Raw genomic sequence first — 21,214 nt, forward strand, 5'->3', positions numbered from 1 at the left:
ATTATTTATGCAACAGCTTCTTTATTTCCTTCAGAAGTATAAAAATTTCTTATTTTTTCTATTTCTAGAAATTATTGCTGTTGCATTAATGATTAATAATCATTCTTTTCACAGGAGTAAATTTATTAGTTCTACGAACTTTATAACTGGTAGTTTTTATGAAAATTCAGCTAATTTTTCTGAATATCTTCATTTAAAAACTAGAAATAAAGAACTTGCAGAAGAAAACATGCTATTAAAAAATAAAATAGCAAAATACTACTCGGCTATTGATTCTGTAAAAACAACTACGGATACCTTAAATTCTAATCAAGAATTTTTATATACAAAAGGTAAAATAATCAATAACTCATACAAAAATGCCAACAATTTCATCACTATAAATAAAGGGGGTAATCATGGAATTACTTCAGAAATGGCGGTTATCAATAATAAAGGAATTATTGGTATTACAGATAATGCAAGCAACAGATACGCAAGAGTTCAATCTATTTTAAACTCTAAAAGTAGTATTAATGCAAGCTTTAAAAACAATAATTATTACGGTACATTAAAATGGAATGGTGACAATTATAATATAGCACAATTAACAGATATTCCTCGACAAGCTATTTTTAAAATTGGAGATACTATTATTACAGGTGGTAAATCTACTATTTTTCCAAAAGGAATTCCTATTGGTACTATTAATGAAATTCCTAATAAATTATCCGCTTCATATAATATTGATATAAAATTATTTAATGATATGGCTAATTTAGGACACATCTATATTATTACAAATCTTCATAAAGAAGAAATTAAAAGCGTAGAAAACACAAATGAATAAAACAATTTACATCATATTCTTATTTGTTTTTTTATTACTGTTACAAGTTCTTGTGCTAAATAATATTTTATTTTTAGGATATATCAATCCTTATTTATACATAGCTTTTGTTTTTTTATATCCATTAAATAAAAATAGATTACCTTTTTTCATTAGTTCTTTTTTATTAGGTTTATGTGTAGATGCTTTTTGTAATTCTGGTGGAATTCACGCTTTTTCAATACTATTTATAGCATATATAAGACTTTCTTTTGTAAAGGCTATTTTCAAAAAAAATGAAGGAGATTACTTATTATTCGACTTAAAATTAGAAACATTTGGGCAAGTTTTTAATTACACTGTAATTTTAACACTAATTCATCATTTTATTTTATTTAGTTTAATTAATTTTAGCTTTTATAATATTCCTAAAGTACTTATGAATACTCTTTATTCAAGTATCTTTACATTAACATTATATTTTTTAGGAAGTTTTATCTTCAGAAAAAAACTAAAATAAATATTAATAGATTAAAAATTACTGTGATTTACTTTATTAAAAGTACACAGAACACAAAATGAAACGAAGCTTATTACTCCTCTTTTTAATTACACTTGTTGGTTTCATTTATATCGGTAGATTATTTCAACTACAAATTATTCGCGGAGCAAACCCAAATCCGATACAAAGTTCAGCTATTAAAATTGAATATGATTATCCTGAACGTGGCTATGTATATGATCGTAATGATAAATTATTAGTTGCTAATCAGCTTTCATATGATGTAATGGTTATCCCTAAAAATGTTACAACTTTAGATACTTTAGAATTTTGTAAGCTGCTAAAAATCGATAAAAAAAGTTTTAAAAAACGCTACAAAAAAGCAGAAAATTTTGCACGTTGGTTGCCTTCTGTATTTTTAAAACAATTAGCCAAAGAAGATTTTGCTTATCTACAAGAAAAACTACCCAAATATAAAGGGTTTTATATTCAAAAACGTATTATCCGAAATTATCCTGTTAAATCTGGGGCAAATGTTTTAGGTTTTATTGCCGAAGTAAATGAGCAAAAAGCAAGAACAAATAATTATTACGAACAAGGAGAATTAATCGGGAAATTAGGCGTTGAAAAACAATATGAAAAAATACTTAGAGGAGTTAAAGGTCGAAAATTCTTCAAAAGAAATAATTTAAATAAAATTACAGGCTCTTATAAAAACGGATTATACGACACACTTGCCGTTACAGGAAAAGATTTAACATTAACTATTGACAGTGAACTTCAAGCATACGGAGAGCTTTTAATGTCAGGAAAAAGAGGCGGTATTGTAGCTATCGAACCAAAAACTGGAGAAATTTTAGCCCTTGTAACCGCTCCTTCTTATGATCCTAATTTATTGGTTGGTAGAAAACGTTCTCCTAATTCAGTAAAATTATTTAATGATTCTATCAATATGCCTATTTTTGATAGAGGTTTACAAGCAATGTACCCTCCAGGTTCTCCTTTTAAAATACTTAACGGTTTAATCGGCTTACAGGAAGAAGTTATTGATAAAGATTTTGGCGTTTTTTGCCACCACGGATATAGATACGGTAGAGGTAAAAAACAAATAATGGCGTGTCATTGTGGAATTACAGGAAGACCGATTCGTTTAAAAACAGCCATTGCAAAGTCGTGTAACAGTTATTTTGCGACCACTTATAAAAAAATTATTGATAAATCAGGTAATCCAAAAGTTGGAATGCAAAATTGGAACAAACATGTTGAAAGTTTTGGTCTCGGAAACTACTTAGGCTATGATTTACCCGTTGGAAGAAAAGGAAATGTTCCTGATTCGGCATTTTATAATAAATGGTACAAAAGTAGATGGAGATCTTCTTATACAATTTCAAATGCCATCGGTCAAGGTGAAATATTAACCACGCCAATGCAATTAGCAAATATGACTGTCGCAATTGCTAATAAAGGTTATTTTCATACACCACATATTGTTAAAAAAATTAATAATAAAGCAATAATAGATACTATTTACACCACCAAAAGGCATACAACTATTCATCCGAAGCATTTTCCGATAGCTATTGAAGCAATGCACGAAGTTTTTACAAAAGGAACCGCAAGAGGAAGCCAAGTAAAAGGAATTGAAATCTGTGGAAAAACAGGAACTTCAGAGAATAAAATTAAAATGGTCGACGGTAAAAAAGTACAAGCAAAAGACCATTCTATATTTGTTGCATTTGCTCCAAAAGATGACCCGAAAATAGCAATTGCTATTTTTGTTGAAAATGGAGGATATGGTTCTACAATTGCCGCTCCGATAACCAGTTTATTGATTGAAAAATATCTGAACGGAAAAACATCAAGAAAATACGTTGAAGATCGTATGATTAATATGAGCCTTCAAAAAGAATATGAAAAATTAATTAAAAAGAAAGATACCCTTGCGCCAGGAACGAAATAACATTTTTGAAGGCATCGATTGGTTGCTTATCGTACTATACATTTTACTTGTTGGTTTCGGATGGATGAATATTTATGCCTCTTCATCAACAGAACATACTAGAGAATTTTTTGATTTTTCAACCAAATATGGAAAACAATTTATTTTTATATCCTTAAGTGTTCCTTTAATAATTGGAATCCTGTTTTTTAATTCGAAATTTTATGAACGCTTTTCCGGTGTATTATACGTTTTATCTTTAATATTATTAGCAGGGATTTTTGTCTTCGGAAAAAAAATTAATGGAGCAACATCTTGGTATAATTTTGGAGGAATTGGACTGCAACCTTCAGAGTTTTCAAAAGCATTTACAGCATTAGCACTTGCTAAATTAATTAGTGATAGAAAATATAACCTGAATTTAATTAAAAATCAACTAAAAGCATTTGTAATTATATTCTTACCTGCTTTTCTTATTGCTTTACAACCTGATATGGGCTCGGTTTTAATCTATTTTGCGTTCTTTTTCGTTTTACATAGAGAAGGATTGAGTTTAAATTATCTTCTATTGGGTGCTTTATCTGTTATATTATTCATTTTAACCATTTATTTTGGAGCAAATTGGGTTCTTTTAAGCTGTTTAATAATTATTAGCTCAGGTATTGCTTATGGGCTTTATAAAGACAAACGTTTCTTTCGTTTTAATGCCATTAAAATAATATCATTATATTTATTTACTACTGGATTTATTTTTGGTATTGGATACGCCTATGAAAATGTATTAGAACCGCATCAGAAAGATAGATTTGATATTCTTTTAGGAAAAACAACAGATCTTAAAAATAAAGGATATAATACCTATCAATCAGAATTAACAATTAGTTCGGGAGGTTTTTTAGGAAAAGGTTTTTTACAAGGTGATAGAACTCAAGGTAAGTTTGTACCAGAACAAGAAACTGATTATATTTATAGTACCGTTGGTGAAGAATGGGGATTTTTAGGAAGCTCTTTAGTTATCATTTTATTTATGCTATTACTTTATCGAATTATTTATTTAGCCGAAATTCAAACAAATAAATTTGGAAGAATATATGGCTATGGTATCGCTTCTATTATCTTTTTTCACATTATAGTGAACATAGGTATGGTTATCGGCTTACTACCTACTATTGGTATCCCTCTGCCCTTTTTCAGCTACGGAGGATCTTCTTTATGGGGGTTTACAGTACTCTTATTTATTTTTATTCGTTTAGATGCTCATAAAAAATACGACTTTTAATAAAATTTTATTTTAATAATTATTTTTATAGATAAAAAACTTAAGTAGTTATTAAAAATGATACACTACTTTTTTTTGATAATGAAAATCATTAAACATTCTAAATTAAGAGCTTGTTTAAATTTCATTTAAAAACCTTTTGTGTCTAAAAAATCGAATCCATCAAACTGAATTTATTTCAGTTTCGCATCCTGATTTTCGGTAGTTCTTAGTTTTATAGGATGCTGAAATAAATTCAGCGTGACGTTTATATATAATAAAACTATATTTAAAATTTAAACAGGCTCTAAGAGCTTTTAGAGATACCTTACCGAAGTATTCAAAATAAATAAACAAGAAAACACTATTAAAAAATATTTTAGTCTTAAAACTAAAAAAACCTCAATCTATAAAGATTGAGGTTTTGTGGGGAGAGCAGGATTCGAACCTGCGAAGTCGTAAGACAACGGAGTTACAGTCCGTCCCAGTTGGCCGCTTTGGTATCTCCCCAAAGCTAGAAAAAAAATAAAAGCTTCTCTTATAAATAAGAGAAGCTTTTTAGTGACCGGGCTGGGGCTCGAACCCAGGACCCTCTCCTTAAAAGGGAGATGCTCTACCAACTGAGCTACCAGGTCATTTATCTTTTCTCCTTAGCGGTTGCAAATATACCACCTATTTTTGGTTCTACAAACTTTTTTATAAAAAAAAGAATAAAATTAAAACAAAAAACTAAATAACCTCATTATCTGCATGTTAATTAAATATTATTTTTATTTATTTTTTATAAAATATTAACTTCGATAATAAAATTAAGAAAAAGCATTAATCGAAAATGATAGCATCTTCTCCTACTTTTTTTTTGATAAAAATTATTATCCAAGAAAACACAAAGAGTTTAAAATTAAAGAAAAACTAGATTACTATAATCTTCAATTTATTTCAGCATTTCATAAAGCTGAAAAACAAGGACATTAAATTTAAAACAAACTATAATATAACGAAAAGTTTAAAAGAAGAGGTTTAAGACACTTATTTTGATAATTAATAAAGTAAAAAAAAATCAACAAGTTATTAATAATTCTATTTAAAGCAATAATAATCTATCTGATATAGTTTTATTCAGACATGAATAATAAACACTTTTAAATAACTTAATAACAAGGAAAAATCAAATAATTAGAAAAGTATAAACCAAAAAAAACGTTTCGATATATCGAAACGTTTTTTTTAATATTTTAAGTAAACTTAAATTCTTATAAAGAAGCTACGTGTTTAGCTAATTTTGATTTTAAATTTGCTGCTTTATTCTTGTGAATAATATTGTTCTTTGCTAATTTATCTAACATAGATACTACAGTAGAAAACATTGCAGTTGCTTCTGCTTTATCTTCAGATGCTTTTAATCTTCTAACAGCATTACGTGTTGTTTTATGCTGATATTTATTTCTTAAACGCTTAGCGTCGTTACTTCTGATTCTTTTAATCGCTGACTTGTGATTTGCCATTATGCTAAAATTCTTAAAGGTTTATAAAAAACTTTGTAGTCCGTACGGGAATCGAACCCGTGTTACATGGATGAAAACCATGCGTCCTAACCCCTAGACGAACGGACCAAAACAATCATTCTGATTGAGAGTGCAAATATAAGATACTTTTTTATATTTACGGTAATTTTATTATTAATTTTTTGTTTCGTTAATAAAATAAACATTAACAAAACATCAATTAAATTGTAGTCCGTACGGGAATCGAACCCGTGTTACATGGATGAAAACCATGCGTCCTAACCCCTAGACGAACGGACCGTGACAAACAATTTATCTGATTGCGGGTGCAAATCTACAACTGTTTTTCAGTACTACAAAATTTTTTGAAGTTTTTTTTGAGAATTTTTACATAAAAAATTCAGAACACCTTCAGTAAACACCATAACAAACTAATAAACAAATAGATAGTAATAAGTCACAGCTAAATAAAAAAAACTGTTGTTTTTTGTAAATTTGAATACACAAAGTACTTTTCTTTACTTTACGACAGCAGAGCCCTTACTCCTATCATAAAAAAAACTAATAAACATCTGATTAATTTGATGTTTTATCAGTTTACATTAATTTAATATTGTTTAAATCTTAGTTTTTTTGATGTTTAGAAAAAAAGAATACAAAATATTTTATCTGATTATTAAAAAATAGTGGAATTTCTAGCCCCGATTGAAGCAATTGTTTGAGCTCTTTTTTATTTTTCTTTTCGAAAAAATAAAAAAAGCGAGTGCGGAAAGCGGGAAATTGCTTCTAATTATTATTCTTAAATAAAAATTGCACTCATTTTTACCCATAAAAAAACCCTACCGAAGCAGGGTTTTTAAATTGTATATAATATAAATACTAGTACGCTTTTGCAAAAAGTACTTTTTTAGAAGAAGGATTTCCTGTAAAAATACAAGTTCCCGCCTCTTCTTTAGCATCATTAGGAATACATCTAATAGTAGCTTTTGTAAGATCTTTAATTTTCTCTTCAGTTTCTTCAGTTCCGTCCCAGTGTGCTAGTACAAATCCTCCTTTATTTTCAATAGCATCTTTAAATTCATCGAAAGTAGTCACCTCTGTAGTGTGATTCGCTCTATAATCTAAAGCTCTTTTAAATAAATTCTCTTGAATCTCTTCTAATAAATTGGTAATAACATCTACAACGTTATCAATAGCAACCGTTTGTTTTTCGAAAGTATCACGACGAGCAACCTCAACAGTACCGTTTTCTAAATCACGATTACCCATTGCAACTCTTACAGGAACTCCTTTTAACTCATATTCAGCAAACTTTGCACCTGGTCTGTAAGTGTCTCTATCATCAAATTTAACAGAAACTCCTTTTTTACGTAACTCTTTTACAATTACAGCTACTTTTTCAGAAATAGCTTCTAATTGGTCATCACCTTTATATATAGGAACAATTACTACTTGAATAGGCGCTAATTTTGGAGGTAATACTAAACCAGCATCATCAGAATGTGTCATAATTAACCCACCGATTAAACGCGTTGAAACTCCCCAAGAAGTAGCCCAAACGTATTCTTTCTTTCCTTCTTTAGAAGTATATTTTACATCAAAAGCTTTTGCAAAATTCTGTCCTAAAAAATGAGATGTTCCTGCTTGTAAAGCTTTTCCATCTTGCATTAATGCTTCAATAGTATAAGTATCTTCAGCACCTGCAAAACGTTCGCTTTCAGATTTAGCTCCTTTTATAACTGGCATCGCCATAAATTCTTCAGCAAAAGTTGCATATACTTCTTGCATTTGTTTTGCTTCTGATACAGCTTCTGTTTTAGTTGCGTGAGCGGTATGCCCTTCTTGCCATAAAAATTCTGCTGTTCTTAAAAATAAACGAGTACGCATTTCCCAACGAACTACGTTTGCCCATTGATTTATCAATAAAGGTAAATCACGGTATGATTGAACCCAACCTTTATAAGTGTTCCAAATAATTGCTTCTGATGTTGGGCGAATTACTAATTCTTCTTCTAATTTAGCGTTCGGGTCAACTCTTAATTTCCCTTTATTCTCAGGATCATTTTCTAAACGATAATGTGTTACAACCGCACATTCTTTAGCAAATCCTTCGGCATTTTTTTCTTCAGCTTCAAATAAACTTTTGGGTACAAGTAACGGAAAATAAGCGTTTTGATGTCCTGTTTCTTTAAACATTCTATCTAGTTCTTTTTGCATATTTTCCCAAATAGCATATCCGTAGGGTTTAATAACCATACATCCTCTAACGGCTGAGTTTTCAGCTAAATCAGCTTTTACCACCAATTCGTTATACCATTTCGAATAATCTTCGTCTCTTTTTGTTAAATGTTTGCTCATAATCAAAAGTTTGGCATAAATATTGTTATATTTTATGCGTAAATTGTCTATGCAAAACTACATTAAAAAGGCTACAAGCCCAACAAAGAAATCGTATTTTGTACCCCAGTTTTCTAATTAGTTTTTATAACCTTAAAATTTAACTCATGAAGTTCCATTATACTAACACCAAGCTTCCCTTTTACATGCTATTATTATTTATGACAGCAACAATTGTTTCTTGCGGAACAATGCAAACGGTTGCTGATAATGATGATGGAATTTATGCAGATGATAAACCTATCAAAAAATATCAGCGTACTATTATTGTTGCTGATACAAAAGAAATTCAAGAGGATAATGAAAATTATTTTTCAAAAGAATTAGACCGTTTAGATAGATTAAATGATACCGAAATTTTTACAGATATTGAAGAATATGCATCAGAAGAAAATGAAGAAGATACATATGAAGCACCTATAAAGTATAATAATTACAATACAAACGAACCTTGGGGATATAGTAATACTAGTAATGTTGTTGTTAACATAAGTACTTCTCCTCAATGGGGATATTACAATAATTGGGATACATATTACGGATATAATTACAACAGACCTTGGTGGCGTTCTGGATATAATAATTATCACTGGAACTTTTACAATTATGGTACGCCTTATTATTACAGACCATATTACAGAAATAATTATTACGGATACAATTATAACAGGTACAATTATAGAGGAGCTAATTCTTACAGAGGATATAGACAAAATTCAAGTTACAGAAGAAATAATACAAGCAGTAATAGAAGATACTCTTCATCAAGAAGAACTTCTAATACCTACAGAAAAAGTACAAGAAATGTAAAATCGTCAAGAAGAGCTAACGCTACAAGAAACACTCGCGCTAACTCAACAGGAAATTATAAAAATAACAGAAGTAATACAAGATCGAAAAGATCAACTAGAAAAAGTAGTTCTAATACTAGACAGAATAACTCTTATAGAAGAAATAATTCTAGAGCATCGAAAACTTATACTAAACCATCATCTTCATCAAGAAATTCAAATAGCAGAGCAACAAGCACACCAAGAAGAAGCTCATCTTCTAGTAGTAGAAGATCAGGAAATAATAGACGCTAATTTAAATAGCTTTTCTAAATACGTTTTTAAACTAATCAACGAAAAAAATGAAACGACTTTTAACATTTGCGGTTATTATCGCTAGTACTACTTACACTTTTTCGCAATCATTAAATTATACTGATTTAGGTATTTTATTTTCGCAAAATGAAAATTATGGAACAGCACGTTTTGAAGCAATGGCTGGTGCATTTGGAGCTTTAGGTGGCGATGTATCATCAATAAATATTAACCCTGCTGGAGGTGCTGTTGCTAGAAAAAACTTAGTTTCTATTACTTTAGGTAACAGAAATACGGATACATCTATTAATTATTACGGAGAAAAATTTAATAATCAAGATAACTTTTTTAACCTAACACAAGCAGGCGCAATACTTTCGTTTGATACAGCATACGATTCTGATTGGAATCGATTTGCTTTAAGCTTTAATTATAGTATTAAAAAAGATTTTAATAACTCTTATCTTTTAAATAATGGAGAATATTTAAAATATTCTGAACACCAAAATGATGAAAAAATTAATAAAACAGCATTTTTAAACTCTGTAGAACATAAATATTCCAATTCATTTGGAGGACAAACAGCTATTTATAACTTTGGATTTTCAGCTGTACATTTAAATAAGTTTTTTGTGGGAGCTGCTTTAAATATTCATGATTTAAATTTCACCCAAACAACCCACTTAAATGAAGTAAATCAAGATAATAAAGGAAATACTTTAAAGGCATACAATTTGACAAGCTCTCAAATGCAAGGAAATGGTTTTTCACTTAGCTTAGGGTTTATTTATAAAGTAAATCGTAATTTTCGTTTTGGTTTAGCATACGAAAGCCCTGCTTGGTATGAAGAAGTTATTGAAAACTATAAAGATAGACTAACAATGAATGATATCAAAAACCTTGATTTAGACTCTTATTATGATCTTATTAATGATTATCCTAATAGTTTCCGTTTTAAATCTCCAGGTAGAATAACGGCAAGTGGAGCAATTATTTTCGGTAAAAAAGGATTGGTTAGTTTCGATTATACTTATAAAGATTTTAGAAATATTAAATATCAAGAGACTGATCAAACACTTTTACAAGCAAATCAAAGTTTTTCAAATACATTAAGAAGTACACAAGCTTTAAATGTTGGTACGGAATGGCGTTTTGATAAAATGAGTATTAGGGGTGGTTATCATTATGAAAAAAACCCGAACTTACTTACCGCTTTTGGAGGGAATACCAATAAAGATAATTTAAGAGGTTTTACCTTAGGGTTAGGATATAATTTTGGAAAAACAAAATTCGATTTATCATATAGGAAATCTGAAAACATGGATTATTATACCTTAAATAATTCAGGAGATACTGAAGTAAATAATAATAGCTCAAGAGTTTCTGCTACACTAACTTTTAATTTATAATTTCCAATAGTAACAAATTATATAAATCCTGCTTTTGCAGGATTTTTTATATACATATATCTCAGTTTTTTACCGTAATTTTGCACTTCATTTTACAACTTATTATGAGCACTATAAAAATAAATATACAAGAAACAAGTAACGAAACCATCTTAAAATTTACGAGTACTACAATTCTAGTAAACGGTGGTAGTTATGAGTTTAATAATATAGATGAAGCTAAAAATTCACCTTTAGCACAACAACTTTTTCACCTTCCATTTGTAAAGAAAATTTTAATTACAGCTAATTTCATTGCAATTCAACGTTATGATATTGTTCAATGGGAAGATGTAGAAGAAGAACTTCGTGAGCAAATTGAAAACTATTTACAAGAAGGAAATAAGTTAGTAACTGAAGTTACAACTAAAAAAGATGCTGTTGAAGTATATGCTGAAGTTACTCCGAATCCTGCGGTTATGAAGTTCGGTTCGAACAAAGCACTTACTCAAACAGATGTTGAGTTTAAAAATATCGAAGAAGCTAGTAAGTCTTCTCCTTTAGCTAAAGAATTATTCGGATTTCCGTTTGTAAAAGAAATTTTTATTTCTGAAAACTATGTGTCAATTACAAAATATGACATGATAGAATGGAATGAAGTACATCAAGAAATTCGTTCTTTTATTAGAACTTATATTCAAGATGGAAAAATAATAATACAAGAACTTCCTAAGCAAAAAACCAAAGAAAACGTTGAAATTCCTAAAGAAGATTTAACAGATACTGAAGCTGAAATTGTTGCTATTTTAGACGAATATATTAAACCAGCTGTAGCTTCTGATGGTGGAAATATTGCGTTTCAATCGTACGATAAAGAAACTAAAATAGTAAGCGTAATTTTACAAGGTGCTTGTAGTGGATGTCCTTCATCAACAGTAACTTTAAAAAATGGTATTGAAACCATGCTTAAAGATATGTTACCTAATAAGATTAATCAAGTAGTTGCTATTAACGGATAATTTATAAAACAGATGTCTAAAACAATCAAACCATACAAAGATTCTGAGCTAGGAAAGAAAGAACAAGTAGCTAAAATGTTTGACAATATTTCTGAAGATTATGACGGGTTAAATCGTGTAATCTCTTTAGGAATTGATGTTAGTTGGCGAAAAAAAGTAGTAAAATTAGTTGGAGAAAATAATCCGAAACAAATTTTAGATATTGCTACCGGTACTGGTGATTTAGCCTTAATGATGGCAGGTTTAAATCCTGATAAAATTGTAGGTTTAGATATTTCTGCGGGAATGTTAGAAGTTGGTAAGTACAAAATTGCCAAAGCTAATTTAACCGATAAAATAGAAATGATTGTAGGCGATAGCGAAAATATGCCTTTTGAAAACAATACTTTTGATGCAATAACAGTTTCTTTTGGAGTAAGAAATTTTGAAAATCTAGATAAAGGTTTAACTGAAATATATCGTATTTTAAAACCTGGTGGTAAGTTTGTAGTCTTAGAAACCTCTAACCCTACTAAGTTTCCTTTCAAACAAGGTTATAAATTTCATACAAATGTTTTACTTCCTATTATTGGTAAAATGTTTTCAAAAGATAAAGTTGCATATTCTTATTTATCAGAAAGTGCAAATTCTTTTCCTTTTGGTGAAGCCTTTAACAATATTTTACAGAAAAATGGGTTTAAGAATGTAAATAATATACCTGTAACTTTTGGAGTTGCATCAATTTACACCGCTTTTAAATAGTATGTTAAAAAAAACTTTACTTTTCGGATTTTTCGGATTTTTCACAATCTGCTTTCAGGCACAAACTGAAAAAATATTAAACCTTCCTAGTTTTGATAAAGATATTTTTCATTATGGTTTTTACTTAGGAGTAAACAATAATGGATATAAAATAGGTTACAAACCTAGTTCTTTTAATAATGCTGAAGTAGAAGTATCAAGTGCTGTAGGATTTAACGTTGGTTTAATTGCAGATTTAAAATTACATGAGAATCTGAATTTAAGGTTTGAACCAGGATTAATGTCGAATACAAAAACATTGTTTTTTAAACACATTCCTGGAACAGAAAATGTAAATACTAGAGAAGTAGGTGCTACTTACTTACACTTGCCTTTAATACTAAAAATGAGTACAAATAGGCTTAACAACATACGTCCTTATGTACTAGGAGGAGTATCATATGATTATAATTTTTCTAGTAATCAGAAAAATGGCGATGATAATTCTGTTGGTGAGTTTAGAACTACAACAAATAATTTAATGTATGAAGTAGGTATTGGAATCGATTTTTATTTAAATTACTTTAAATTTTCTCCTTCTATTAGAGGTGTCTTTGCTATTAATAATGAAATTATACCAGATAATAATAGTCCAAGTCAATGGACTGATCCTATAGATTATTTAGGTACACGGGGAGTATTTTTGCACCTATCTTTTGAATAATATAAAAAAAGCCACTGTTAAAAACAGTGGCTTTTTTTATATCTTATAATTTTATCTAAAAAATGAAATCCTTTATCAGTAAAATTCTGAAAAGAAAAATGACTTTCTTACATTGAAAGTCATTTTATATATAAGATAGAAGTCCCCCGAAATCTACCTTATACTATTTAGACACTAATTTACCTTACAAGTCACATATAAAACAAAAAAATGACCATCTTTCGATGGTCATAATAGTAAGAATAATATTCTTACTTATAAAATAGAAGTCCCCCGAAATCTATTATTTTAATAAGAGACTGCAAATATAAAACAAAAGGCTAGAAACTATTAATTTTCAACAATTATTTTACTGTCTACTATATCTTTAATAGGAAAGACTACTTTTCCTTCACTAGTTGTAACAACTAAACATATATTATCTATTGCTGTAACAACACCTTTAACGTCTCCTATTATAACTTTTTTACCAATACTAACATTCTTTCTTGAATAATACCCATAAAGTAACCTTACCACTACTTCTTTTGCACCAAAGCCAAAAGCTAAAGTAAAAGCTAAAAGAATAGAACCTATTAATAAAGTTAAATTACTCTTTATTACTGAAGTATCAACTCCTGCTTGATCTAATGCTGTTATTGTTAAAAAAACTACTATCAAATAAAAAGCAATGTTTCCTATTAAATTACCTCCGGAAATATCTAAAGACTTAAACATTGTTTGAGTTGCTTTTTTAACAATAGTACCTAAATAAACTCCTGCTATAAAAATACCAATAGCTGTTAATAGTTTAGGTAAGTATGTAAAAAAACTTTTAATTCCTTCTGATACAATTTCTAGCCCAAAAATATTTGAACCAGCCATTACAAATGTTAGTATTAAAAACCATTTTAAAACTGCAAGTATTATATTAGTTAATACAATATTTATAGTAGAGTTTCCAAAAATTTCTGTTTTACTTAATTTTTTAGACCATTCATCAATCTTTGTTTTAGCTAAACCTTTTCTTACAACATATAATAAAAACTTAATAATTAACCATGTTAAAATCACAAAACCAACAAACCCTAAAGCTGTTGGTAACGAATCAATAATATTTTTAAAAACCTCATTAAAAGGTTCTAAAATAACTTCTAATATATTCATGACTGTTTTTTATTTAATTTTATCTTTAGACTCTTTTTTAGACACACCTCCACGTAATAGATCAGCAATTGTACTTGGGTATTTTACCACAAATAAATCAGCCATATCTATAGATAGCTTTATCATTGCCACATCTTTAAGTACTTTTTCTTTAAGTACTTCTGGCAACTCTTCATTATGTAATATTTTCTTAAATGGATTTTCCATAATTATTACAGTGTGTTATATGTTTTTATAACTTTTTCTTTTGCTCTTTTTAAGCGCATTTTTACAGCACTATCACCTAAACCTAATGCTTCTGAAATTTCTTTAATACTCATATCATCTTGATATTTCATTAATAAAATCATTTTTTCAGGAGCAGCAATAATTTCAAGTGCTTTTGCTAATTTATCAGCTTTTAATTCAAATAGTTCTGCGTCATCAATTTCATCTTCATCACTATCTTCTTTAATTTGATCGGTTACAACAGTTACTTTTTCTTTTTTCTTTTCTTTATTTCTTTGCACATAATTTACACAAAAATTATAAGTAAAAGAATACAACCAGGTAGAAAATTTAGATTTCCCCTTAAAGGTTCTTAACTTCACAAATAAACGAATAAAAACGTCGTGTGTTAAATCTTGTGCTTCTTCTTTATTTTTAGAAAAACCATAACATTTATTATACACAACTCCAGCATAACGGTCATATAAAACTGCGAATAAATGACTATCATTTTTTTCTACTATTTTACTAACTAACTCTTCATCAGTTAATGTTGTAATATCAATACTTTTCAATAGCTTAATTTATAGTTCGACTTACAATTCTTTAGACACTTTTATTTCCAAAGGGTCACTTTTTCTTCTTCTACAAGACAGCGAATTTAAGAATTCTTTAAAGATATTCAGTTTTAAATAAAAAAATTAATAAAATAAAATAAAATAAAATAACACACTTTAATTTCATATTAATTTCTAAAGCTCTTTATAAACTTTTAAAACTTTAGCTTTAGCTCTTTTTAAACGCATTTTTACGGCACTACCTCCTAAATTTAATCTGTTTGATATTTCTTTGATACTCATATCCTCTTGATACTTCATCAATAAAATATTTTTTTCAGATACTCCTATTAAACCAAGTGCTTTTCCTAATCTAATAGATTTTAATTCTAATAATATAGCTTCCTTATCTACTTCTTCTTTAAGAATATTTTTGTCTTTTATTCGATCTGTTACAACCGTAATTTTCGATATTTTTTTATATTGACTTCTTTGTACATAATTCACACAAAAATTATAAGTAAAAGAATATAACCACACTGAAAATTTAGAATTCCCTTTAAATGTTTTTAATTTAATAAATAATCTGACAAAAACATCATGCATTAAATCTTCGGCTTCTTGTTTGTTTTTAGAAAAACTATAGCATTTATTAAATACCATTCTAGAAAACCTATTGTATAGTATGGCAAATAAAGCTGAATTATTTGTTTTAACAATTTTATAAACTAAATCTTCATCTGTAATATTTATCTGTAGTGCATTCATAGTTTGGGGGATTTTATACCTCAAATTAAATGAATTATTGATTCTTAATTATTCTAAAAACCATAATAAAACAATTACTATCGATGAATGGTAAAAAACTACCTTTTAAAAAAAGATTCATTTTTTTTGTAACATTTTTAAAGCATCCTACGTATAATATAGTGTAGACCGATTGATGAATTAAAATATCCTTTAATTAGATGAGACAACTTAAAATTACGAAACAGGTTACTAATAGAGAAACCGCTTCATTAGATAAATATTTACAAGAAATAGGAAAAGTAGATTTAATTACTGCTGATGAAGAAGTAGAATTAGCACAAAGAATTAAAGCTGGTGACCAAAGAGCATTAGAAAAATTAACTAAAGCTAACTTACGTTTCGTTGTTTCGGTAGCAAAACAATATCAAAATCAAGGATTAACTTTACCCGATTTAATTAACGAAGGTAACTTAGGTTTAATTAAAGCGGCAAAACGTTTTGATGAAACTCGTGGTTTTAAATTTATCTCATATGCTGTATGGTGGATTCGTCAATCAATATTACAAGCATTAGCTGAACAATCTCGTATTGTACGTTTACCGTTAAATAAAATTGGTTCTATCAATAAAATTAACAAAATGTACGCCTTTTTAGAGCAAGAAAACGAAAGACCTCCAAGTCCTGAAGAAATTGCCAAAAAGTTAGATATGACTGTGAATGACGTAAAAGAATCAATGAAAAATTCTGGTCGTCACGTATCAATGGATGCTCCTTTAATTGAAGGTGAAGATTCTAATTTATACGATGTATTAAATTCAGGTGAATCACCAAACCCTGATAGAACTTTATTACACGAATCTTTACGTATTGAAATTAACCGTGCTTTAGAAACATTAACGCCACGTGAGGCTGATGTTGTAAAATTATACTTCGGATTAGGTGAGCACCAACCAATGACTTTAGAAGAAATTGGTGAAACTTTCGATTTAACTCGTGAGCGTGTTCGTCAGATTAAAGAAAAAGCAATCCGCAGATTAAAACATACTTCTCGTAGTAAAATTTTAATGACTTACTTAGGATAACAATAGCAGATTGTTTTAAGTATTTCAATTATAGATAAAATAGTAAAACTCTCGAATTAATTTTCGAGAGTTTTTTTTTGAAGCAAATTCCTGCTTTCCGCTATATCTTTTTTTCATACTTCAAAAAAGGATGCCGCTTCAATCAGGGCTAAACATCTGAACAAAACAACTTATTGATTAACACCATTTTTAAAATCAGTAATAACATTTTTAAAACTAAGTTAATTATCTTTGCACAAAAATAACAACACAACAATAAATCAATGAGTAATTTAATTGCACCTTCAGTTTTAGCAGCAGATTTTGCTAACTTACAAAGAGACATCGAAATGGTAAATAATAGTGAAGCTGATTGGTTTCATATTGATATTATGGACGGTGTTTTTGTACCAAATATTTCTTTTGGAATGCCTGTTTTAAAAGCCATAACAAAACACGCAAAAAAAACAATCGATGTACATTTAATGATTGTTAATCCTGATCAATATATTCAAACTTTTGCCGATTTAGGAGCAAATATTTTAACTGTGCATTACGAAGCTTGTACTCATTTACACAGAACTATTCAAGCAATAAAAGCTGCAGGCATGAAAGCTGGTGTTGCATTGAATCCACACACACCTATTTCTGTTTTAGAAGATGTTATTCAAGATTTAGATATGGTTTGTATAATGAGTGTAAATCCTGGTTTTGGAGGACAATCATTTATTGAAAATACATATAAAAAAGTAAGTCAATTAAGACATTTAATTGAATTTTCAAATTCAGAATGTAAAATCGAAATTGATGGTGGTGTAACCGATAAAAATGCCAATCAACTTATTGAAGCTGGCGCAGATGTTTTAGTTGCTGGTAGTTATGTTTTTAAAAGTGACAACCCTACCGAAACTATTAAAAACTTAAAAGAATTAGTAAATTAAATATATAAAAAAGGAGGCTGTAAAAGTCTCCTTTTTTATTATAAATTAATACTGTTCTATTAAATAATTAATTAAATCTGTTGTAGTTACAATTCCAACTAACTCATTATTATCAACTACTGGCAAGGCGTGAAATTCTTTTTTAGCTAAAATTTCAGCAACCTCTTTTATTGTTGAAGTTGAGTTAACCGTCACCAAGTTTTTAGCCATCACTTGATCAATAGTAAACATATTATAAACTACAGTATCTACTTCATTTTCATCATCATCAATAGCATCAGCAAAACTGATTCTTAATAAATCCGTATAACTTAGCATTCCTTTTATTTCTGAACTACTTACAACAGGAATATGTCTTATATTTTCTTTTTTGAATAATGATTCAGCAGTCATTAAATCATCAGTACTATTTAAGGTTATTACATTTTTAGTCATTATATCTGATACTGGTGCTCTCCTATTCATCTTTATTTTTTTGATTGATTTATCATTTATTAATACATCAAATTTCAGAAATAATTTCAATTGAAAAGTTGATTAAAATCATGCATTTTTATTTTATTTTATCGTAAATTATGCATTAAAACATTTATCAATTGATAGAAAAATTAAAACAACATTACGGTTATTTATTTGAAGATGATTTAATTAATGAAATAGCCAAAGTAGCCTTATATAAAGAATTTAAAGAAGGTACTATTATTATTGATGCTGATAGCTATATGCATTCTATTCCTTTAATAATCAACGGTGCAATTAAGGTTTTAAGAGAAGATAAAGATGGTGATGAACTAGTATTATACTATATCGAAAAAGGTGATACCTGTGCTATGACACTATCTTGTTGTATGAGCGAAACTAAAAGTAAAATTAAAGCAATTGCCGAGACAGATGTTGCTGTATTAATGATTCCTAAAAATAAAATGTCAGAATGGTTAAGTAAATATAAAAGCTGGCAAGAATATATTTTACAAAGTTATCATTCTCGGCTTAATGAATTTATTGAAGCTGTAGATTCTATTGCTTTTTTAAATATGAACGACCGTTTGCTTAAATACTTAAAAGATAAAGCAATGGTAGTTGGTAATGATGTTTTAAATATAACACACTTAAAAATTGCAAACGATTTGCATACATCAAGAGTCGTTATATCTCGACTCTTAAAAGCTTTAGAAAAAGAATCAAAAATTGAATTACATCGAAATCAAATAAAAATATTAGAGCTTTAAAATCTTTTTTAGAGCCTGTTTAAAAGTTAAATAAAAGATTAGATTCTCGTCACGCTGAATTTATTTCAGCATCGTATTAACAGGAGAAATACGGAAAATTAGGATGCGAAACTGAAATAAATTCAGTTTGACGAATTCTATACTATTTTTTTTCAACAAGGTATTTCAACCTCTTGTCTTACTATTTTACCTTAAAAAAAAATTTGAGTAGAAATTTAAACAGATTCTAATAATTTTGACAAACAAAAAATGCAATAACATGATAATTATGTTATTGCATTTTTTTGTGACTACGAAGGGATTCGAATACACAATACTGATAAAACTTAATTAAACCAATAAAACCCTTTAAAAACAAGGCTTTAAGTATCTAATAATTTAATAACATTGTATTAAATTTAATTAAACTGTAAAAAATTGTACCAATATTTGATACGTTTTACTAGATTTGTACCAAACTAAAAACGGTACTCCTAATGGCAACGATTAATTTTATTTATAGAGGTTCACAGCCGACTGGTAAATTATCAATAAGATTGAACCACGGTAAACAAATCGATTTCAGACTTGCAACCAGTTTTCAATCTAAAAAGGAATACTGGCTTTATAAGACCACTAAAAACGGTAAAACAGGAATTAAACACAGAAAATTAAAAGACTTAGCTAAAGCAGGTTCAAGTGCTACTTTAAAAAATCATAAGGCAGAACTTGAGAAAATACAAGATGAGGTTTTAAAGTATTTCTTAATAGATTACAATAACGGTGTGGCAATTACATCGGCTTGGCTAAAAAAATGTATTGATAAAAATAATATCATTTTAGATACTAAAGAGAAGATAACGGTTGCCGTAAATACTGAAAAAGAACAACTGGAAGCCGAACAACGACAAAAAGAGTTTGTAGCAAATGCCAATCTACTAGCAACGGCAATAGAAGGGATGTTTGTTAAATATGAAACAAACAAAAGAGAACAACAAAAATACAAAGTAACTCACAAATTACTTTTGAAATATCAAATAGCAAAAGAAACAATCTTCAATACAAAAGATTTAAGTCAAAGTTTTTCTGTTAATTTTAAGAACTGGGCGTATTTAGAAATGCAATACACAAAGTCGTATATCAACTCACAATTGAAAAAATTAAGAAGTTCTGTATTGTACCATTATGAAAATGATGAGAATGATATTGTAGAAATTAGTAAAACACTATCTTCTTTTGAAATGTTTAAAGATGTTTATAAAGATAAAGAAATAGTAGTTTTAACTTATGATGAACTTGATAGGATTGATAACACTATTCTAAAAGATGAGGTTTTACAAGATGCAAAAAAAGCAATTTTAATCGGGTGTGAAACTGGTTTACGGTATTCTGATATAAATAAATTAAACGATAGTAATAGTAAAAACATCAAAGGTATTAATTACTGGACTTTTAGAACTCAAAAAACAAATGCAACCGTACAAATCCCTATCAGTAAAAGAATTAAAACATTAATTGATACATACGGACTACCAAATACAAATTATCCCGCAAACGGTGTTAAATTGAATGAAGATATAAAAGAAGTTTGCCGACTTGCAGGAATAAATGAAAAAATAAAAGGTAGTAAAGCAATATCATTAATTATTTATGGAGAAAAAGAAGTTAGAAACAAAATAATAGAAGTTCCTAAATATAAATTGATAACTACTAGAACTTTCAGACGCTCATTTGCCACTAATTACTACGGAAATATTGATACTAATCTGATTATGATGGTAACGGCTCACAAACAAGAAAATCAGCTAAGAGCATATATCGGCTCAAAAGGTTTGCAGGACATTGAACGCTCAAAAACTCAAGTAGATGAATTTCACGAAAAAAGAAAACTGGAAAAAGAAAATAGAAAACTTACAATAGTGGGCAAAGCATCCAACCAGTAGGAAATTGTAACCTCAATTTATTTAGTACTGCAAAATTACTGCAAATATACTACATT

The 21,214-nt window shown here is 28.5% G+C and carries 20 protein-coding genes and 4 tRNA genes; 13 read left to right on the forward strand and 11 right to left on the reverse strand.

Features of this window, described 5'->3' with window-relative positions:
- The first annotated feature begins 7 nt into the window (after positions 1–7).
- The 4 genes from mreC to rodA are packed head-to-tail and all read left to right on the forward strand — an operon-like array spanning position 8 to position 4,528.
- Entirely contained in the window at positions 8–829 is an 822-nt protein-coding gene (mreC, locus tag PG913_RS11015) for a rod shape-determining protein MreC (protein ID WP_271230752.1), read from the forward strand.
- Entirely contained in the window at positions 822–1,328 is a 507-nt protein-coding gene (gene mreD / locus PG913_RS11020; protein WP_271230753.1) for a rod shape-determining protein MreD, read from the forward strand. The genes mreC and mreD overlap by 8 nt, the downstream gene beginning before the upstream one ends.
- A gap of 58 nt (positions 1,329–1,386) precedes the next feature.
- Entirely contained in the window at positions 1,387–3,270 is a 1,884-nt protein-coding gene (gene mrdA / locus PG913_RS11025; RefSeq protein ID WP_271230754.1) for a penicillin-binding protein 2, read from the forward strand.
- Positions 3,251–4,528 carry a rod shape-determining protein RodA gene (gene rodA, locus PG913_RS11030; protein ID WP_271230755.1) on the forward strand — a complete coding sequence of 426 codons (1,278 nt, stop codon included), beginning with the start codon at positions 3,251–3,253 and terminating at the stop codon, positions 4,526–4,528. The genes mrdA and rodA overlap by 20 nt, the downstream gene beginning before the upstream one ends.
- A 406-nt stretch (positions 4,529–4,934) precedes the next feature.
- On the opposite strand, the gene PG913_RS11035 is transcribed toward rodA, so the two are convergent.
- From PG913_RS11035 to proS, 6 genes are all read right to left on the reverse strand, one after another.
- Positions 4,935–5,017 (reverse strand) — tRNA-Tyr (locus PG913_RS11035).
- Positions 5,018–5,069: 52 nt separating this feature from the next.
- Positions 5,070–5,142: transfer RNA gene (locus PG913_RS11040), tRNA-Lys, on the reverse strand.
- A gap of 618 nt (positions 5,143–5,760) precedes the next feature.
- Positions 5,761–6,012 carry a 30S ribosomal protein S20 gene (gene rpsT / locus PG913_RS11045; protein ID WP_058884204.1) on the reverse strand — a complete coding sequence of 84 codons (252 nt, stop codon included), beginning with the start codon at positions 6,010–6,012 and terminating at the stop codon, positions 5,761–5,763.
- Between the two features lie 36 nt (positions 6,013–6,048).
- Positions 6,049–6,120, reverse strand: a tRNA-Glu gene (locus PG913_RS11050).
- Positions 6,121–6,240: 120 nt separating this feature from the next.
- A tRNA-Glu gene (locus tag PG913_RS11055) sits at positions 6,241–6,312 on the reverse strand.
- A gap of 579 nt (positions 6,313–6,891) precedes the next feature.
- Positions 6,892–8,370, reverse strand: coding sequence for a proline--tRNA ligase (gene proS / locus PG913_RS11060; RefSeq protein WP_271230756.1), 1,479 nt, complete (start codon positions 8,368–8,370; stop codon positions 6,892–6,894).
- 200 nt (positions 8,371–8,570) lie between these two features.
- On the opposite strand from proS, the gene PG913_RS11065 reads away from it, so the two are divergent.
- From PG913_RS11065 to porT, 5 genes are all read left to right on the forward strand, one after another.
- On the forward strand, positions 8,571–9,494 hold the full coding sequence (locus tag PG913_RS11065; RefSeq protein ID WP_271230757.1) for a hypothetical protein: 924 nt from the start codon (positions 8,571–8,573) through the stop codon (positions 9,492–9,494).
- Positions 9,495–9,541: 47 nt separating this feature from the next.
- Positions 9,542–10,903 (forward strand): OmpP1/FadL family transporter, encoded by a 1,362-nt coding sequence (locus tag PG913_RS11070; protein ID WP_271230758.1) that lies wholly within the window; start codon positions 9,542–9,544, stop codon positions 10,901–10,903.
- 104 nt (positions 10,904–11,007) lie between these two features.
- Positions 11,008–11,901 carry a NifU family protein gene (locus PG913_RS11075; RefSeq protein ID WP_271230759.1) on the forward strand — a complete coding sequence of 298 codons (894 nt, stop codon included), beginning with the start codon at positions 11,008–11,010 and terminating at the stop codon, positions 11,899–11,901.
- A 12-nt stretch (positions 11,902–11,913) separates the two neighbouring features.
- Positions 11,914–12,642 carry a bifunctional demethylmenaquinone methyltransferase/2-methoxy-6-polyprenyl-1,4-benzoquinol methylase UbiE gene (gene ubiE, locus PG913_RS11080; RefSeq protein ID WP_271230760.1) on the forward strand — a complete coding sequence of 243 codons (729 nt, stop codon included), beginning with the start codon at positions 11,914–11,916 and terminating at the stop codon, positions 12,640–12,642.
- A gap of 1 nt (position 12,643) precedes the next feature.
- Complete coding sequence (gene porT, locus PG913_RS11085; RefSeq protein ID WP_271230761.1) at positions 12,644–13,345, forward strand: type IX secretion/gliding motility protein PorT/SprT; 702 nt, start codon at positions 12,644–12,646, stop codon at positions 13,343–13,345.
- 330 nt (positions 13,346–13,675) lie between these two features.
- On the opposite strand, the gene PG913_RS11090 is transcribed toward porT, so the two are convergent.
- The 4 genes from PG913_RS11090 to PG913_RS11105 all read right to left on the reverse strand — a co-directional run bounded on the left by PG913_RS11090 (position 13,676) and on the right by PG913_RS11105 (position 16,023).
- A complete protein-coding gene (locus PG913_RS11090) occupies positions 13,676–14,491 on the reverse strand; it encodes a mechanosensitive ion channel family protein (protein ID WP_271230762.1) in 816 nt (271 codons plus the stop codon).
- A gap of 9 nt (positions 14,492–14,500) precedes the next feature.
- Positions 14,501–14,698, reverse strand: coding sequence for a hypothetical protein (locus PG913_RS11095; RefSeq protein ID WP_271230763.1), 198 nt, complete (start codon positions 14,696–14,698; stop codon positions 14,501–14,503).
- Between the two features lie 5 nt (positions 14,699–14,703).
- Positions 14,704–15,273, reverse strand: coding sequence for an RNA polymerase sigma factor (locus PG913_RS11100; RefSeq protein WP_271230764.1), 570 nt, complete (start codon positions 15,271–15,273; stop codon positions 14,704–14,706).
- A gap of 177 nt (positions 15,274–15,450) precedes the next feature.
- Positions 15,451–16,023 (reverse strand): RNA polymerase sigma factor, encoded by a 573-nt coding sequence (locus PG913_RS11105; RefSeq protein ID WP_271230765.1) that lies wholly within the window; start codon positions 16,021–16,023, stop codon positions 15,451–15,453.
- A gap of 200 nt (positions 16,024–16,223) precedes the next feature.
- On the opposite strand from PG913_RS11105, the gene PG913_RS11110 reads away from it, so the two are divergent.
- Positions 16,224–17,087, forward strand: a complete 864-nt coding sequence (locus PG913_RS11110) for a sigma-70 family RNA polymerase sigma factor (RefSeq protein WP_058884193.1) — start codon at positions 16,224–16,226, stop codon at positions 17,085–17,087.
- 263 nt (positions 17,088–17,350) lie between these two features.
- The gene (rpe, locus tag PG913_RS11115; RefSeq protein ID WP_271230766.1) at positions 17,351–18,007 is read left to right on the forward strand and encodes a ribulose-phosphate 3-epimerase; all 657 of its coding nucleotides are present in this window, start codon (positions 17,351–17,353) and stop codon (positions 18,005–18,007) included.
- A gap of 45 nt (positions 18,008–18,052) precedes the next feature.
- Here rpe and PG913_RS11120 read toward each other — a convergent pair whose 3' ends face one another.
- The gene (locus PG913_RS11120; protein WP_271230767.1) at positions 18,053–18,472 is read right to left on the reverse strand and encodes a CBS domain-containing protein; all 420 of its coding nucleotides are present in this window, start codon (positions 18,470–18,472) and stop codon (positions 18,053–18,055) included.
- Positions 18,473–18,603: 131 nt separating this feature from the next.
- Here PG913_RS11120 and PG913_RS11125 point away from each other — a divergent pair, with 131 nt between their 5' ends.
- Complete coding sequence (locus PG913_RS11125; RefSeq protein WP_271230768.1) at positions 18,604–19,236, forward strand: Crp/Fnr family transcriptional regulator; 633 nt, start codon at positions 18,604–18,606, stop codon at positions 19,234–19,236.
- A 476-nt stretch (positions 19,237–19,712) separates the two neighbouring features.
- Entirely contained in the window at positions 19,713–21,158 is a 1,446-nt protein-coding gene (locus PG913_RS11130) for a site-specific integrase (RefSeq protein ID WP_271230769.1), read from the forward strand.
- Positions 21,159–21,214 lie beyond the last annotated feature (56 nt).

The sequence above is a fragment of the Tenacibaculum pacificus genome, assembly GCF_027941775.1.
In the GTDB taxonomy this organism is placed as follows: domain Bacteria; phylum Bacteroidota; class Bacteroidia; order Flavobacteriales; family Flavobacteriaceae; genus Polaribacter; species Polaribacter pacificus_A.

Bases quoted from the DNA above. Each gene is read 5' to 3' on its own strand.
- mreD (WP_271230753.1), top strand. From the start codon at position 822: ATGAATAAAACAATTTACATCATATTCTTATTTGTTTTTTTATTACTG.
- PG913_RS11110 (WP_058884193.1), top strand. From the start codon at position 16,224: ATGAGACAACTTAAAATTACGAAACAGGTTACTAATAGAGAAACCGCT.
- PG913_RS11105 (WP_271230765.1), bottom strand. From the start codon at position 16,023: ATGAATGCACTACAGATAAATATTACAGATGAAGATTTAGTTTATAAA.
- rpe (WP_271230766.1), top strand. From the start codon at position 17,351: ATGAGTAATTTAATTGCACCTTCAGTTTTAGCAGCAGATTTTGCTAAC.
- mreC (WP_271230752.1), top strand. From the start codon at position 8: ATGCAACAGCTTCTTTATTTCCTTCAGAAGTATAAAAATTTCTTATTT.
- PG913_RS11090 (WP_271230762.1), bottom strand. From the start codon at position 14,491: ATGAATATATTAGAAGTTATTTTAGAACCTTTTAATGAGGTTTTTAAA.
- PG913_RS11065 (WP_271230757.1), top strand. From the start codon at position 8,571: ATGACAGCAACAATTGTTTCTTGCGGAACAATGCAAACGGTTGCTGAT.
- rpsT (WP_058884204.1), bottom strand. From the start codon at position 6,012: ATGGCAAATCACAAGTCAGCGATTAAAAGAATCAGAAGTAACGACGCT.
- porT (WP_271230761.1), top strand. From the start codon at position 12,644: ATGTTAAAAAAAACTTTACTTTTCGGATTTTTCGGATTTTTCACAATC.
- PG913_RS11130 (WP_271230769.1), top strand. From the start codon at position 19,713: ATGGCAACGATTAATTTTATTTATAGAGGTTCACAGCCGACTGGTAAA.
- ubiE (WP_271230760.1), top strand. From the start codon at position 11,914: ATGTCTAAAACAATCAAACCATACAAAGATTCTGAGCTAGGAAAGAAA.
- PG913_RS11075 (WP_271230759.1), top strand. From the start codon at position 11,008: ATGAGCACTATAAAAATAAATATACAAGAAACAAGTAACGAAACCATC.
- mrdA (WP_271230754.1), top strand. From the start codon at position 1,387: ATGAAACGAAGCTTATTACTCCTCTTTTTAATTACACTTGTTGGTTTC.
- proS (WP_271230756.1), bottom strand. From the start codon at position 8,370: ATGAGCAAACATTTAACAAAAAGAGACGAAGATTATTCGAAATGGTAT.
- PG913_RS11070 (WP_271230758.1), top strand. From the start codon at position 9,542: ATGAAACGACTTTTAACATTTGCGGTTATTATCGCTAGTACTACTTAC.
- PG913_RS11120 (WP_271230767.1), bottom strand. From the start codon at position 18,472: ATGAATAGGAGAGCACCAGTATCAGATATAATGACTAAAAATGTAATA.
- PG913_RS11095 (WP_271230763.1), bottom strand. From the start codon at position 14,698: ATGGAAAATCCATTTAAGAAAATATTACATAATGAAGAGTTGCCAGAA.